The organism is Mycobacterium sp. MAC_080597_8934 (assembly GCF_000523975.1).
In the GTDB taxonomy this organism is placed as follows: Bacteria; Actinomycetota; Actinomycetes; order Mycobacteriales; family Mycobacteriaceae; genus Mycobacterium; species Mycobacterium avium.
The window spans coordinates 24,248-40,005 of the sequence record NZ_JAOS01000002.1 but is presented as its reverse complement, the minus strand read 5'-3'; the positions used below and the strand labels follow the sequence as shown (position 1 = coordinate 40,005).

The 15,758-nt window shown below is 69.9% G+C and carries 8 protein-coding genes and 1 pseudogene; 2 read left to right on the top strand and 7 right to left on the bottom strand.

Annotated elements, in window-relative coordinates; genetic code table 11:
* From mbtD to NF20_RS02160, 4 genes and pseudogenes are all read right to left on the bottom strand, one after another.
* Window positions 1-3,044, bottom strand: a pseudogene (gene mbtD, locus NF20_RS02175) (mycobactin polyketide synthase MbtD).
* On the bottom strand, window positions 3,041-4,369 hold the full coding sequence (locus NF20_RS02170; protein ID WP_011724533.1) for a polyketide synthase: 1,329 nt from the start codon (window positions 4,367-4,369) through the stop codon (window positions 3,041-3,043). The pseudogene mbtD and the gene NF20_RS02170 overlap by 4 nt, the downstream one beginning before the upstream one ends.
* On the bottom strand, window positions 4,366-5,130 hold the full coding sequence (locus NF20_RS02165) for a thioesterase II family protein (protein WP_023861393.1): 765 nt from the start codon (window positions 5,128-5,130) through the stop codon (window positions 4,366-4,368). Before NF20_RS02165 ends, NF20_RS02170 begins: the two co-directional genes overlap by 4 nt.
* Before the next feature lie 8 nt (window positions 5,131-5,138).
* Entirely contained in the window at window positions 5,139-8,636 is a 3,498-nt protein-coding gene (locus NF20_RS02160) for a non-ribosomal peptide synthetase (protein ID WP_033713220.1), read from the bottom strand.
* Between the two features lie 106 nt (window positions 8,637-8,742).
* Between NF20_RS02160 and NF20_RS02155 the strand changes: the two genes are divergently transcribed.
* Entirely contained in the window at window positions 8,743-10,398 is a 1,656-nt protein-coding gene (locus NF20_RS02155; RefSeq protein WP_033713218.1) for a (2,3-dihydroxybenzoyl)adenylate synthase, read from the top strand.
* A 94-nt stretch (window positions 10,399-10,492) separates the two neighbouring features.
* Here the strand turns inward: NF20_RS02155 and NF20_RS02150 are convergent, their stop codons facing one another.
* The 3 genes from NF20_RS02150 to NF20_RS02140 all read right to left on the bottom strand — a co-directional run bounded on the left by NF20_RS02150 (window position 10,493) and on the right by NF20_RS02140 (window position 13,308).
* Window positions 10,493-11,554: a 3-deoxy-7-phosphoheptulonate synthase gene (locus NF20_RS02150; protein WP_033713216.1), complete on the bottom strand. Its 1,062-nt coding sequence runs from the start codon at window positions 11,552-11,554 to the stop codon at window positions 10,493-10,495.
* A gap of 414 nt (window positions 11,555-11,968) precedes the next feature.
* Window positions 11,969-12,253: an SHOCT domain-containing protein gene (locus tag NF20_RS27910; protein ID WP_033717197.1), complete on the bottom strand. Its 285-nt coding sequence runs from the start codon at window positions 12,251-12,253 to the stop codon at window positions 11,969-11,971.
* On the bottom strand, window positions 12,226-13,308 hold the full coding sequence (locus tag NF20_RS02140; protein WP_255343422.1) for a PPE family protein: 1,083 nt from the start codon (window positions 13,306-13,308) through the stop codon (window positions 12,226-12,228). The genes NF20_RS27910 and NF20_RS02140 overlap by 28 nt, the downstream gene beginning before the upstream one ends.
* A gap of 1,052 nt (window positions 13,309-14,360) precedes the next feature.
* On the opposite strand from NF20_RS02140, the gene NF20_RS02135 reads away from it, so the two are divergent.
* Window positions 14,361-15,752: a condensation domain-containing protein gene (locus NF20_RS02135; RefSeq protein WP_023900848.1), complete on the top strand. Its 1,392-nt coding sequence runs from the start codon at window positions 14,361-14,363 to the stop codon at window positions 15,750-15,752.
* The last annotated feature ends 6 nt before the right edge of the window (window positions 15,753-15,758 follow it).

Sequence of the window (15,758 nt, the reverse complement as noted above, 5' to 3'; positions counted from 1 at the left end):
CTAGGAGTCCAACCTTTCTAGCATCGCGAGCTTTGAGGGATGCGCACCGCTGACGGCGCCGGTGCGCTGGATGGTTGGTGGGACCACGGGGCCGCCGGTGGCGTCGGCGCGCAGCGCGTCGACCAGCTCCGCGACGGTGATGCCGCCGAGCATGCGGGCCACCGGAACCGAGTTGCCCACCGTGCGGCGCAGCCGCTTGCGCAGATCGAGCGCGAGCAATGAGTCCACGCCGAGGTCGATCAGCGACGCGCTGGGATCGATCGACACCGAGTCGCCCACGTGCAGCGTCGCGGCCAGTTCGGCCCGCACCAGCTCCGCCAGGGGTTTGCCCGCCGGGGCGGCGACGGCCGCTTCGTCGTCGCGGGCCGGCGTATCGCTGAACGGCATTGGCATTCCCTGGCTTTCGAAGAACACCTGCAGCCGGTCGAAGTCGGCGTCGAAGATCAGCGGATCGGACTCGTACCGGTGCAGGCTGGCCTGCAGCGCCCGCCGCGGGTCCATCGCCACCAGTCCGGAGCGTTCGGTGCGGGCGATCTCACTGCCCGCCACCACCCCGGCGTCCTGCCACAGCCCCCACCGAATGGCCGTGCAGTCCAGACCCCGGGCGCGCAGCTGGGTTGCCAGCACGTCGAGCATCCGGTTGGAGGCCGCGTACGCCGCGTGGTGGTAACCGCCCCATACGCCGAAAACCGAGGAGCAGGCCAGGATTCGGCAGTCCGGCCGCAGCGGCCAGACGTCGGCCATCAGCGCCAGTCCGCGGACCTTGGCCGCGCACACCGCCGCCACGTCGGCGCCGGTGAGATCGGTTCGCGAACGCGCCTGCGCGATGCCCGCGGTGTGGATCAGCAGCGTCGCGCCCGAGCCCGCGTATCGGGCGGCGGCCTCGGTCACGGCGGCGCGGTCGGTGATGTCGCAGCGCGGGGCCGACACCCGGGCGTCGTGGCTGCCGGTGAGTTCACGCAGCACGGCCGCCTCGATCCCGTTGCGGCTCAACAGGGTGAGGTTGCGCGCCCCGCGCTGCAGGCAGTACCGCGCGTAGTGCAGTCCGATGGCGCCGCTGCCGCCGGTGATCACCACATGCTCCAGGGCGGCGTCATCGAGGGGCCGGTCGGCGGATTCGTGGTGCGCGCGGAAGGTTCGGACATGACGTCGCGGCGACTGCTCGCCGCGCAGCGCAACCTCGGCCGGCTCCGCGAGCAGAACCTCGATGATCGCGTACGCGGTGGCGGCGTCGACGTCGCGGTGCGGCAGGTCGACATGCCCGAAGGCCTGGTCCGGGAACTCGAAGCCGATGCTGCGGTGCATCGCCGCCAGCGCCGCCTGCGCGACGCAGGCCTGATCGTCATCGCCATCGACGTGTTCGGCGCGCACGGTCAGCAGCCAGACCGCCCGGCATCGCGGACCGATCAGTCCCCGGTAATCGGGGAGGCCGGCGTCCTCGCGGGCGCCGATCTGCTCGACGGCGGCGACGGCGTCGAGCTGGTCGAGCTCCGGGGCGACGATGGCCACGATCTCCGCCTCGCCGGGCGCGACCACCCGGCAACCGCCTTGTGCCGCCGCGGCATCGGCGAGCCGCCGGGTCATCGGGTGCGCACCGGCGAATCCGAGGTCGGCCGCAGTCGGTGTGGTCGGGGACGTGGTGTGCCGCCAATCCTCGACGGCCACGGTGAGCCTCGGCCGCGGCGCCGCTTCGGTGACGCGGTCCGGTGCGGCCCACAGGTGGGTCGCCCGCATCGGCGCGTTCGGGAATCCGTGCAGCGCAGGCTGATTGCGGGTGGGCACGGTCTCGGACCACCGGTATCCGGGATCGGCGGTCGCGACGGCGGCCATACTCGCCGACAGCGATTCGGTGATGGGCCGGTCGCGGTGCCCCGAGCCGACGATCACGGCCGACTCGTCGTCGATGATGCCGGACAGCGGGTACAGCAGCGAGGGATGCGCCGAGAGCTCCACGAACGCATCCGCCCCGCAGCTGCGGGCGCACTGCACAGCCAGATCGAATCGCACTGTGCTGCAAAGGTTTTCATACCAGTAGCTGGCGTAGTCGGTCGTCGCCGCCACCTCGGCGCCGCGGGTGGAGCCGATGAACCGTATCGGGGAGTCCCGGAAAGCCGATTGCGGGGTCAGCTCGGCCAGCGCGGCGCGCAATGGTCTCAGCGCGCTGGTGTGGCCGGGATAGTCGACGAAGAGCTGATGGGCGAAGATCTCCCGTTGCTGCGCCAACCGCACCGCGGCGGCCACCGCGTCGTGGTCGCCGGCGACCACGGTGGACGCCGGCCCGTTGACCGCCGAAACCTCCACCCAGCCGGGTGTTGTGGCCAGCAGCGACTCGGCGTCGGCGGCACCGGCGCCCAACACGGCCATCGCGTAGCGGCCGGTCAACCGGTCGACGACGGTCGCGCGGGCGACCACCAGCGCGACGGCATCCGGCAGCGAGATCGCTTCGGCGACATACGCCGCCGCCACCTCACCGAGGCTGTGCCCGATGGCCATTTCGGGCAGCACCCCGAAGCAGCGCCACGCTTCGGCCAGGGCGACCGCATGGGTGAACTGCGCGCCCTGGATCTCGGGACGGGTCCAGCTCTGCTCGTCGGGGCTCACCAGATACGGGAGCGGGGAAGGGAACCCGGCGGCGACGAACGCCTGCGCGCACCGATCGGCCGCCTCGCGGTAGGCCGGCAGCCGCCGGTAGGCGTCGGCGCCCATCGCCTGCCATTGATTGCCCTGCCCGGAAACACGAACGCGATCCGCGGCGGCGTCGTCCGGGCCGAGCGGGTGATCAGCGCGTGCTCCTCGCCGCGGGCGATCGCCGCCAGTCCGGCGGCGAGTTCGGCGCGGTCCGCCGCGCGCAGCAGGGCGCGGTGCCGGCGCACCCGCCGCAGCCGCAGCAAGGTCGCGGCTACCGCACCCGTCGCTTCGGTCGATTCGCCGATGCGGTCGAGATACTCGAGGATCGCCGCGGCGTCGCGGCGGATCAGCTCCGGGTCGTGGGAACTGAGCAGCACCGGGATGCGCCCGTCCGGCAGGCCGTGGGTCGGCATCATGCGACCTCGGGCATGGAGACGATCAGGTGCGCGTTGGTGCCCGCGATCCCGAACGCGGACGCGGCCGCGGTGCGCTGCCCGTCGATCGCCGGCCACGGCGTCAACGTCTGCGCCAACCGCAAACCCTGGTGTTCCCAGTCGATTTCGCCGCTGGCTTCGGTGGCGTGCAGGGTGGGCGGGACGGCGCCGTGTTCGGCGGAGACCAGCACCTTGGCCAGGCCCAGCGCGCCGGCCGCGGCCAGCGAGTGGCCGAGGTTGGATTTCACCGACCCCAGCAGGGCACCGGCGCCGGGTTCGGTGTCGCCGTATGTCTGTGCCAGCGAGCGCAACTCGGTGCGGTCGCCGAGCCTGGTTCCGGTGCCGTGCCCCTCGATCATGCCAACTTCGGCGGGCTTGACCCCGGATTCGCCGAGGGCCCGCCGGAACAGCCGGACCTGGGCATCGCCGCTGGGCGCGCTGAGCCCGGCGCTGCGCCCGTCCTGGTTGATCGCGGTGGCGCGCACCTCGGCCACGACCCGCCGGCCGGCTTGCAGCGCCGCTGATTTGCGTTGCAGCACAAACATTGCCGCTCCCTCGGCCCACACGGTTCCGCTGGCCTGGGCGCTGTACGGGCGGCAGTGTCCGTCGTCGGAGAGGGCGTGTTGTTTGGAGAACTCGACGAAGAATCCCGGCGAGCCCAGCACGTTGACCCCGCCGGCCAGGGCCAGGTCGCAGTCGCCGTTCTGCAGCGCTCGCACCGCCACGTGAAACGCCACCAGGGCCGAGGCGCACGAGGAGTCCACAGTCAGTGCCGGACCGGTCAATCCCAGCGTGTAGGCGATCCGGCCGGAGATGACGCTGAGCGCCGTCCCGGCCAGTAGATGACCGCTGTGCTCGGAGAACCTGGCCATTTCCGGTCCGTAGCCGGTGGCCGACGCCCCGACGAAGCAGCCCACGTCCTCTCCGGCGAGGTCGTCGGGATTGATGCCGCTGTTTTCCAGCGCGCGCCAGGCCACCCGCAGCGCCACCCGCTGCTGGGGGTCCATCACCACCGCTTCACGGGGCGAGATGCCGAAGAACTCCGGATCGAAAGTGGCTGCGCCGCTGAGGAAGCCACCGCGGTCATGAATCTGTTTGAAGCCGCTGCGCCGGGATCCGGCGAGCAGTTCACTCACCGCCCAGCCGCGGTCGGTGGGGAAAGGGCCCAGCGCCTCGCGGCCGTGGGCCAGCAGCTCCCAGTAGTCTTCGGCGGTCTCGATGCCGCCGGGCGCCTCGACACCCATCCCCACGATCACCACCGGGTCGATGCCGGCGGCATCGAACCCGTTCTCAGACATCGGCGTCACCCGGCATTCACCTGCGCCGCGACCGTTTCGACGTGGTCGTAGAGGTAGAAGTGCCCGCCGTCGTACAGCGACATGGCAAAGGATCCGGCGGTGTGCCTCTCCCATTGCCGGAGCACGCCGGTTGCGATGCGGTGGTCATGATGACCGCCCAGCACATGGATGTCCGCGCCGATGCGGACGTCGGGGCTGGGGTCGTACCCGTTGAAGGCTTGGTAGTCGGCGCGCACGGCGGTGGTCAGCAGTTCGGAGAATTCTTCGTCGGCAAGCAATTCGGGGTCGGTGCCGCCCAAATCCGCGATGTCGGCGAGCAGCCCGTCGTGGGTGGTCGGCAGTTCGGGCATGTCGCCGACCACGCAGGGCGGCGGGCCGGCCGACACCCACAGCTTGCGCACCGGGGTTCCGTTCGCCTCGGCGACGCGGGCGAATTCGAAGGCGACGACGCCGCCCATGCTGTGCCCGAACAACGTCAGCGGCGCCACTCCGGGCCAGGGCGCGGCCCGGAACAGGCCGACGGCCAGATCATGCACGCTCTCGTGGGCGGGGTCGCCGAGGCGCTCGGCCCGCTGCGGGTACTGCACGACGTAGGTGTCGGCGCCGGCGGCCAACGCCGCCGCGAGCACCCGATAGCTCGCGGCGGCCGCGCCGGCATGCGGGAACACTATGGTGGCGCCCGTCCCTGACGCCGCGCCGCCGCGGCCCGGGGCCAGCTTGATCCAGGACGGGAAGGCGGAGGGCACGGTAGCGATGTTATTCAATGTCATTGCACCGGTTACGATTTCGTAATTTGCCGGGTAGCCGCCAGAACCGATTCAGCATCCATGCCGATCACCTCCAGATACAACTCGGCGACGTGGTCGAGCCGGTCGGGGTCGTCCTCGGCGGCACGTAGCACCGCGGCCAGCGCCGACACCGTCCGGTTGGCGAAGATGTCGGCGACCATGACGTCGGGCGCGTCCAGCCAGGCCCGGATTCGCGCCACCGCCTGGGTGGCGAGCACCGAATCACCGCCGAGCGCAAAGAAGTCGTCGTCCACGCCAACGTCGTCCCGCCCGAGCAGATCGCCCAGGATCAGCGCCAGCGCACCTTCCAGCGGTGTGGACGCCGCGCGGTGGCCGGGCGAGCGCGATTGCCCGACGACGCTGTGCAATTCGCGTGCCACGGCCCGGCGATCGAGCTTGCCGGCCGCGGTGAAGCCGATCCGCTCCACCACCTCGACGTGGCGCGGGATCATGTGCGCGGGAACGAGGTCGGCGAGGTATTGCCGGACCTGCTCGCCGGTCAGGGCGGGGTCGTCGGTGCCCACTTGGGCGGCCAGCACGTCGGATTCGCCCGCCCCGGCGATCAGGGCGGCCACCGCCGTGCGCACCCCTGGCACCCGCCGTAGCGCGGACTCGATCTCACCCAGCTCGACGCGGTACCCGCTGATCTTGACGCGGTGGTCGGCGCGCCCGACGAATTCCAGGGTTCCGTCCGGCCGGTAGCGAACCAAATCGCCGGTGCGATACCAGGTTCGGCCGTCGTGCTCGACGAAGCGCTGCGCGGTGAGATCGGGGCGGCCGCGGTAACCGCGGGCGATGCCGCGCCCGGACACCCAGAGCTCCCCGGGCACCCAATCCGGACAGTCACCGCCGGTGTCGCCGACGACGCGGCAGACGTTGTTGGGCAGCGGGACGCCGAACGGCAGCGCCGTGCAGTCCGCCGGGATCGGTTCGGTCACCTCGAAAATCGTGTTGTGCACCGGTGTTTCGGTCGCCCCGCCGAGGCCGGCGAACCGCAGGCCGGGCGCTTCGGCCCGCAGCCTGCGCACCACCTCGGGCCGCACCCAGTCGCCGCCGGTGGGCACCACCCGCACCGAGGACAGCCGCCCGCGGCCGACCTCGACCAGCATCTCCAGCCATCCGGGCATGAAATGCAGCACCGTGACGCGGTGGGTGTCGATCAGCCGGGCCCACGCATCGGGGTCACGCCGCTGTGCCTCGTCGACCACCACGATGGCGCCGCCGGTGCGCAACGTGACGAACACGTCCATCACCGAGATGTCGCCTTCCAGGGTCGACAGGGCCAGGCATCGATCCGCGGGGCCGATCTCGAAGTGGCGGCCGATGAATTCCACGGTGTTCATCGCGGCATCGTGGGTGACTTCGACACCCTTCGGCTCTCCGGTCGACCCCGAGGTGAACAACACGTAGGCGAGCTCGCCGGGATCGACTCTCGCGCAGGCGATCTCGGCGTCCGCGGGAGCACCGCCCAGCACGTCGGCAAGGACCAGCCCGGGCACCGGCAGCGATAGCTGCCGCCCGCCGCACACCAGGGCCAGGCGCACCCGGCCGGATTGCAGGATGCGCTCGGCGCGGTCGCGGGGCTGGTCGGCCCCGATCGGCAGATAGGCAGCGCCGACGGACAGGATGCCCAGCACCGCCGGGATCTGCTCGGCGCTTTTCGGGCCGACCACCGCGACGGTGTCCCCGGCACCGGCGCCGGCCGCACACAGCGCCGCCGCCACCGCCAGGGCCTGATCGCGCAGCTGCGCGTAGCTGAGGTCGCCGGAACCGGCGAACACCGCGGGCGCATCCGGCTGCCGCTCGGCTTGCCGGAAGAACCCGTCGTGCAAGGCTTCTCCGCTGGGCGGCGCGGTGCGCCCGTTGATCGCCTCGCGCACGGCGCGCTGCGCCTCGGGCAGCGCCGCGGGTCCCGGCGCGTCCCAGGCGTCGTCGGCGGAGGCCAACCGCAGCAGTTCGTCGATGTGGTAGGCGAACATGGCGTCGATCACCCCGGGTGGGAAAAACCCTTCCCGTACATCCCAATTCACCAGCACGCCGCCGTCGAATTCGGTGACCTGGGCGTCGAGCAGCACCTGCGGTCCCTGAGAGATGATCCAGGCCGGGGTGCCGAACTGGTCGGTGACCTCCGGGCTGAACAGTTCGCCGAGTCCCAGCGCGCTGGTGAAAACCACCGGCGCCAGCACCTGGGTGCCGCGATGACGGCTCAGGTCGCGCAGCACCGACAACCCCGAGTAGGCGGAATGGGCGGCGGCCGTGCGCATCGCGTCCTGCACCACCTGAGCGCGCGCCGCCGCGGTGTGCGCGCCGACCAGGTCGACGTCGAGCAGCAGCGAGGAGGTGAAGTCGCCGACCAGCGCGTCGACGTCCGGGTGCAAGGGCTGGCGCCCGAACAGCGGAACATTCAGCAGGAAGCGGGAATTGGACGACCAGCGGGCCAGCGTGTTGGCGAACCCCGCGGCCAGCGCCATCGCCGGGGTGATGCCGCGCGCTTGGGCGCGGGCGAACAGTGCGTCGCGGGTCTGCGGATCCAGCCAGTGCCAGCGCCGGGTGCTGCGGTTTGCGCCGCGGCCGGCGGTGATCGGCAGGGCCGGCGGATCCGGCAGCTCCGGCAGACGGCGTGCCCACCAGTCCCGGTCGGCGTCCCGGCGCGGTTGCGGCTGCGCGTCCTGCGCCTCGACGACGTGGCGGTACTGCCGGTAGGTGTAGCTCAGTTCAGGCAGATCGCATCCGCGGTACAGCGCCGCCAGATCGGCCATCAGGGTGCGATAGCTCATCGCGTCGGCGGCTTGCATGTCCAGATCGACGTGCAACCGCGACCGCCCACCCGGCAGCAGGGTCACGGTCAGCTCGAACACCGCGCCGTCGAGCTGCTGGTGCGATTTGGCCTCGCGCAGCGCGGTGAGCCGCCGCTCGACCTCGTCGGTGCCCAGCTCGCGCAGATCCTCGACGTGCACCGGGAAGTCACCGCATTCCACCGCTGGGGTGATGCGCTGGGTGCCGTCGGGCAGAAACCGCACGCGCAGCATCGGGTGGCGACGGGCCAGCGCGGTGGCCGCCGCCCGCAGCCGGCCCGGGTCGAGAAGGCCGGCGTCGAACTCCACGTAGAGGTGCCCGGCCACCCCGCCGAGCTGCTGGTTGTCCTGGCGGCCCACCCACATGGCGTGCTGCATCGGGGCCAGGGCAAACGGCTCGTTCTCGCCCGACGGGTCCCCGGGTGAATCGGCGGGCGGGGCCGCCGAATCGGTGTCCTGGCGGCCGGCGGTGACCAGTTGTGCCCAGGCCTCGATGGTGGGCGTCTCGGCCAGCGTGGCGAAGTCGACGGCGATGCCCTGGCGCCGCCAGCGGCCGGCCAGGGTCATGATCCGGATCGAGTCCAAGCCCTGGCCGATGAGGTTGCTACCCGGCTGAACTGCATCGACATCGACGCCGAGCAGTTCAGCCACCTCTTCCCGGATGTCCTCCGAGCGTGCCGGGGCGTGCACCACAGACCTCCCTGAATTAGCACAGGCTGCCCTTAAATGATTTGGTTACCCTATCCTTACTCCTTGCGTCCCCGCTACTAGCCCCGTTCGAAGCCCGCTTAGAGGAGCCATGAGCCCCAACACCACGCCGCCGGCCGGAGTCCTCGACGGGTTCGTGCCGTTTCCCGCCGAGCGCGCCGCCGCCTACCGGGCGGCCGGTTTGTGGACGGGGCGAACCCTGGACACGATCCTGACCGACGCGGCCCGGCGGTGGCCCGACCGAACCGCCGTCCTCGACGCCTCCGGCGGCACCGGTTTCAGCTACGCGGGCCTCGATGAGCAGGCTAACCGCGCCGCCGCGGGTTTGGCGGACGCGGGTATCGCCCCCGGCGACCGGGTGCTGCTGCAGCTGCCGAACGGCTGCCAGTTCGCGGTGGCGCTGTTCGCGCTGTTACGGGCGGGGGCGATCCCGGTGATGTGCCTGCCCGGCCACCGCGCCGCCGAGCTTGGGCATTTCGCCGCGCTCAGCCAGGCCACCGCACTGCTGATCGCCGACACCGCAACGGGTTTCGATTATCGAACGATGGCCGCGGGGCTCGTCGAGGAGCATGAAGCGCTCGCCCACGTGATCGTCGACGGCGACCCGGGGCCGTTTCTGTCCTGGGCGCAGCTGTGCGAGCGTGCGCCCGCGGGGCGGCCGGCGACGCCGGTCGATCCGGGAACGCCTGCGCTGCTTCTGGTTTCCGGTGGCACCACCGGCACACCCAAGCTCATCCCGCGCACCCACGACGATTACGTCTTCAACGCCACCGCCAGCGCCGAACTGTGCGGGCTCACCCGCGACGACGTCTATCTGGCGGTGCTGTCGGCCGGCCACAATTTCCCGCTCGCCTGCCCCGGCCTGCTCGGCGCGATGACGGTGGGCGCGACCACGGTGTTCGGCACCGACCCCAGCCCCGAGGCGGCCTTTGCCACCATCGCGCGCCACGGCGTCACGGTGACCGCCCTGGTCCCGGCCCTGGCCAAACTGTGGGCGCAGGCCTGCGAATGGGAGGACAATCCACCGAAGTCCTTGCGGCTCTTGCAAGTCGGCGGCGCCAAGTTGGAGGCCGACGACGCCCGTGTGATCCGCAGCGCGTTGACGCCGGGCCTGCAGCAGGTGTTCGGGATGGCCGAGGGCCTGCTGAACTACACCCGGCTCGACGATCCACCGGAGATCACCGAGCACACCCAGGGGCGGCCGTTGTCGACCGCCGACGAGGTGCGGGTGGTCGACGCGGCGGGCAATCCCGTTGCCCCGGGGCAGGAAGGCGAACTGCTGGTCCGCGGACCGTACACGTTCAACGGTTATTTCCGGGCCGAACGCGACAATCAACGCTGCTTCGACGCGCAGGGCTTTTTCCGCAGCGGCGATTTGGTCCGGGTCCGCGATGATGGCTACCTGGTGGTGACCGGACGGGTCAAGGACGTGATCTGCCGTGGCGGCGAGACGATTTCCGCGGCCGACCTCGAGGAGCAGATGCTGAGCCACCCGGCGATCTTCTCGGCCGCCGCAGTACCCCTCCCCGACCCCTACCTCGGCGAAAAGATCTGTGCTGCTGTCGTTTTCGAGGGCCCGGCGCTGTCACTCGCGGAGTTGAACGGCTACCTGGACGAGCGCGGTGTGGCCGCGCACGCCCGTCCCGACGTCCTGGCCCCGATGCCGTCGTTGCCCACCACGCCGATCGGCAAGATCGACAAAAAGGCGATCGCGAACCAGGTATCGGCGCGGAATCGGCGTCCCTGAGGGTCGCCCAACGTGCGCTCATCGCGAAATTCCGCGCCTTTTTTCGCAGCACGTGCACGTTCGGCACGGCTAGTCGATCATCGCGCCGCCGGGGTCAGCCCATCGCCGCGTACAACCCGGCCAGCAACCGGGCCGTGGTCGCAAAATCCATGCACTCATCGGTGACAGATTGGCCGTAGGTCAGTTCGCCGCCGAGCGGTTGAGCACCGGCCACCAGGAAGCTTTCCAGCATCAGGCCCCCGATCCCGCGCTCGCCGGCGGCGATGCGGGCGATCAGTTCGGCGGCGACTTCGGCTTGCCGCACATGGTCCTTGGCGGAGTTGGCGTGTGAGCAGTCGACCATGACCCGCGGGGAAAGCCCTGCCGCACTTAACCGTTCGATGGCGCCGGCCACCGAGCCGGCGTCGTAGTTGGGTCCGGCGGTGCCGCCGCGCAGGATCACGTGGCAGTCGGGGTTGCCCATGGTCTCGACGACGGCGGCCCGGCCCACGTCGCCGGTTCCGAAGAAGTGGTGCGGCGCCGCCGCGGCCTTGACGCCGTCGATGGCGACCTGGACGTTGCCGTCGGTGCCGTTCTTGAATCCGATCGGCATCGACAGCCCCGACGCCAGTTGGCGGTGCACCTGCGATTCGGTGGTCCGGGCGCCGATCGCGCCCCACGCGACGGCGTCGGCGATGTACTGCGGGCTGGTGGGTTCCAGGAATTCACATCCCACCGGCATGCCCACGTCGATGATGTCGAGCAGCAGCGCACGCGCGGTGCGGATGCCGCGCTCCACGTCGAAGCTGCCGTCCATGGCGGGGTCGTTGATCAGTCCCTTCCAGCCGATGGTGGTGCGCGGCTTTTCGAAGTAGACGCGCATCACGATCTTCAGCCGATCCGCGAACTCGGCGGCGATCGGCGCGAGCCGGCGCGCGTAGTCGAGCGCGGCGACCGGATCGTGCACCGAGCAGGGGCCGACCACCAGGAGCAGCCGGTCGTCAGCACCGGCCAGGATGGCCGCGATGTCGTCGCGGTCGCGCTGGACCGCCCGGGCGCGCCGGGGCGTCAGCGGCAGTTCGGCGCGAATCGCGGCCGGCGCCGACAGTTCCCGGAACGACACGATCCGGTGATCGGAGGTATCGACGGCCGGTGTGGCGCATTCGGTGAGGGACATGGGGGTGGGTGCCTTTCTGTGCTGCCAGGGCACGCCCGCTGATTCCCGATGCCCTGAAAAACGAAAAGCAGCGACCGTGTGGTCACTGCTGGGCTCCGGGTGTCGGTCGTGCGCGTGCGTCAACCGGACGCGGTATCGCGGGCCCCACCCGGAGCCACGATAAAGCGCCAATACGCGCGCACGCCGATTTTCACGTCGGCCAAGATACCACGTGCGGCAGTGGCGCCGGACAACCCGTCGCCGCCTCGGCCGACGCCCGCCCTTCCGGGGACCATCGACTACCCAATCTCCTTGCTGCGTAATGCGATAAGTAGCCGGTCCGTTACCGCGCCCGCGTCCGCGCGGGCGATGTATTGCTCCACCGCCACCGACCGCAGGGCCCCTTTCAGCAGGCGGAGCTGTGAGCCGCGCTGGTCAGCGGGCCCCGAGCAGCCGCTGCTTCTGTTCGGCGAATTCGGTGTCGGTCAGCGCTCCGGTGGCCCGCAGTTCGGCGAGTTTGCCGAGCAGATCGGTGATTTCGCGAAGCTCCGCGGTGGTGCCGGTCGACGCGGTGCGGGCGGCCCCGGCGGGCCCGTGCGACGCCGCCGCACGTCGCCCTCGCCCGGCGGTCCCGGCGTCCCCGGACGAGCGGCCGTCGCGGGAATCGGCGGCGCCCCGGCCGGGCAGGCCCATCAGCGGCGCACCACCGAACAGCGGCATCTCGCCGAACGGACCCGGGCGGCCGGCGGCGCGGCAGCGGCGGCGGGCGCCTGCAGCGCGGTGAGGCGCAGTTCCGGTGCGGCGGTGGACCAGCCCTGCGGAACCGACATGCCGCCCAGCGAGGACGCACGACCCATCCCGGCCGACACCGTCGTCGCCCCGGACGAACGCGACCCGGGCGGCGGCTCCAGCCGCTCCGGCGCCGCGACAGCCTTGGACTTCGCACCCGGCTCCGTCATCTTGTGTTCAGCGTCGGAAATGAAGCCCGCGGCGCCGGACACGCCGATCAGCCCGGTGCCGTTACCGAAGAACGCCGAGCCCAGCGACACCAGGTTGTACGGGTTCAGGAAGCTCGAGAAGTCACTCAGCCCCGATGCCGCCGAGGATGACGAGGACGACGACGCGAGATTCTGCAGCGCGTTGGGCACGGCGGACATCGCGTTGCTGTTCGACACCGCCGACTGGACGTGTCCGGCCGAGGTGCCGGCGGCCTGGGCGACCGAGGCGTTCTGGGCGCCCATACCGGCCTCGTTGGTGGTTCGCTGCGGCGGGGTGAACGGCGTGACCCGGGAGGCGGCCTGCGCGGCGCCGGCGTAGCCGTACATCGCGGCGACGTCCTGGGCCCACATTTCGCCGTAGGCGACTTCGGTGGCCGCGATCGCCGGCGTGTTCTGGCCCAGCAGGTTGGTGGCGACCAGCGACGCCAACCGGGAACGGTTGGCCGCGACGACCGACGGTGGCACCGTCATCGCATAGGCCGACTCGTAAGCCGTCGCGGCCGCCCTGAGCTGAGCGCCGGTCTGCGCCGCCTGCTCGGCGGTGGCGGTCAGCCACTCGACCTGTGTTGCGGCCGCAGCGGTCACCGCCGCCGCCGACGGGCCCTGCCACGGCTCGCTGGTGAGCCCCGAGATCACCGACTCGATGTTGGCGGCCGTGACGTGCAGCTCGTTGGCCAGCTCGTCCCATGCCGACGCCGCCGCCAGCATCGATCCCGAGCCGGGGCCGGAGTACATGCGGCCGGAGTTGACCTCCGGCGGCAATACCGCAAAGTGCATCGAGTTCCTTTGGGATCTGGTTCCTTTGGGATTGCGAAGGCATCGGGCACGCCGGGGTCATGCCGGCCTCGCTCACGTTGCTTTTGTTACCACGCACGCCAGATTTTCAATCGCGGCCACAGCTCGGCGGAGGCAGCGTCGGCGCGCGGTCATCGTGCGCAGATTTCCCCTGCTGCGCTGGACTTTTCGTCGGCGGCCCCAACGCCGTTGCGCACGCGGTCCGGCGCCAGCGGGCCGGAACGTGAACATCCTCACAGCGCCCTGCAGCGTCACCATCCGTTGGCCAACCATTCACGCCGCCGGAGCAAGGGGGATCACCTCGGTGCGTAACCCACTGGGGTACACGAGTTTCGACGGCGCTCACGCCACCGATCGAGCCGGCTGCGGGTGCTTGGCGCAAGCCCTGCAGCTCGCCATCGTCGACTCGGCCGGCATCGCAGTTTGCTACCGGCGTGCAGGCGGCACCGGGATTCGCACGCCGCGCATTGTATTAACCGGGCTGTATCACCCTCTGCCGCGGCACTTTTGGGAATCGATTGACTGTTTGCCAGCGTGATTGGCGCGAGGAATCTTTCACTGACACTATTCCAATACGGCCACACATCACGATACGGTAACTGAGGCGCCGTTTTGGCAGGCCCGCCTTTCTATCACATGTGGTCTCGTCAAGATAGCGCTCGCTCTGTGGTGGGAATCGACAGGTTGGGTCATCACGTCGAGATAAATGCTTGTTCGCGTGGTAGTTCCGTGTTATCCAAGCGCGAACTGCCGACCCGCGATGTCGACTACCTCACACACGAGCACCTATTCGGTTGAGAACTTGCTGGGAGATAACTCGACCCGAAGGGGGATTCATGATTGCGCCGCGGGATCGCAGGCGAGTCATTTATCTTCGCTGCTTGACGCCGTGGGGGCCGTCAACGGCAACCGTCAGCCACTTGTCGGTCCTGCGGAACCGGACCGCGCCGGCGCCCGACTTACTCAACAATTCATGCGCGGTGCAGTTAAGGTCATCCGAACCGGCGTCGCCACTGACGGATGAGGGTTAGCGCATGTTTTTGGGCACGGTTGAGGACTGGACAGCCGAGGGCACGGTCGTAGCCTGGTACCCCACCGCCGCAACCTATCGGCGCGCGGCCCAAGCGCAATACCACCCCGCCCCGGTGAGCTATCAGCAGGCGCAACATCTGCGCTATTACCGGCGCCAGGTAAGCCGCGGCCGTGATATCCCCCGGTTGTGCATCGGGGCCTGGGAAATCAGCGGTACCTGCGACATCGACGCGATGACGCAGGCGGTGAACACTCATCTGCGCCGGCACGACACCTACCACGACCGCTTTGTCTTCGGCGACGACGACGAAATCCTTCGCTACGTCATTCCCGAACCGGAGGCGATCACGTTGGCGCCAACGGATCTCGGAAGGATGGCTCCGCCCCAGATCCGCAAACTACTTCTCGATACGCCCGACCCGTTGCAATGGGACTGCTTTACCTTCGGCATCGTTCAGGCTCAAGACCGGTTCACCATCTATATCGCCGTCGACCATCTACGCGCCGACGGCATGTCGGCCGGCGTGATCTTCCTCGACATCCAGACAACCTACTTCGCCGCGTTGCAAAGGACGCATTTCGCGTTGCCGCCCGCGCCCAGCCATCGCGAATACAGCGCGAGGCAGCACGCCTATACCCGAAGCCTGAACGAGGAGTCGCCCGAGATCCGGTCGTGGCACGCCTTTCTCGCGGCCAACAACGGGGCCCTACCCAGGTTTCCCCTGGAACTCGGCGAGTCGAACGCCGATACACCGGGGGCCATCGAGGTGTTCGACCTGATCGATGACGAGCAGGGCCGGCGGTTCGAGGCCGCATGCCGTGCCGCGGGTGCGCGGTTCAGCGGCGGGGTGTTCGCCTGCGCTGCGCTGACCGAACACCGGTTGACCGGCGCCGCAACGTATTTCGGTCTGACACCGTTCGACAACCGGCGGGACCCCGCGCACGCCACCGCCGTCGGTTGGCTGGCGAGCTTCGTGCCGCTGGCGATTCCGACCGCCGGTGCGTCATTCGACGAGGTGGTCAGTGCCGCCCAGGCCTCGTTCGATTCCAACGCCGCCCTCGGCGCCGTGCCGTACTACCACCTGCTCGAGACCACCGGCCCGTCGTCGACGCCCATCGAGGTTCCGGATCGTCCCGTCCCGATGCTGTCCTACATCGACATCCGTAAGCTGCCGTTCGGCGATTACTTCGACGGCCTGCGCGCCGGCGTATGGGGCGATAACCGGCTGTCGGAGACGGTGTGCATGTGGGTCAATCGCATGCACGACAGGACTCAGTTGGTGGTCGCCTACCCGGGCACCGACGTCGCCCGCGGGTCCGTCCGGCGTTATGTCGAGACGATGCGTGCCGAGTTCGCCCGGGTGTGCGACGCCGGACCGCGCAGCGATGCGTGATGTAAT

What these genes read in the sequence shown, in the direction of transcription:
- NF20_RS02165 (WP_023861393.1), bottom strand. Translation starts at nt 5,130, where the DNA reads ATGACATTGAATAACATCGCTACCGTGCCCTCCGCCTTCCCGTCCTGG.
- NF20_RS02155 (WP_033713218.1), top strand. Translation starts at nt 8,743, where the DNA reads ATGAGCCCCAACACCACGCCGCCGGCCGGAGTCCTCGACGGGTTCGTG.
- NF20_RS02150 (WP_033713216.1), bottom strand. Translation starts at nt 11,554, where the DNA reads ATGTCCCTCACCGAATGCGCCACACCGGCCGTCGATACCTCCGATCAC.
- NF20_RS27910 (WP_033717197.1), bottom strand. Translation starts at nt 12,253, where the DNA reads ATGCCGCTGTTCGGTGGTGCGCCGCTGATGGGCCTGCCCGGCCGGGGC.
- NF20_RS02140 (WP_255343422.1), bottom strand. Translation starts at nt 13,308, where the DNA reads ATGCACTTTGCGGTATTGCCGCCGGAGGTCAACTCCGGCCGCATGTAC.
- NF20_RS02135 (WP_023900848.1), top strand. Translation starts at nt 14,361, where the DNA reads ATGTTTTTGGGCACGGTTGAGGACTGGACAGCCGAGGGCACGGTCGTA.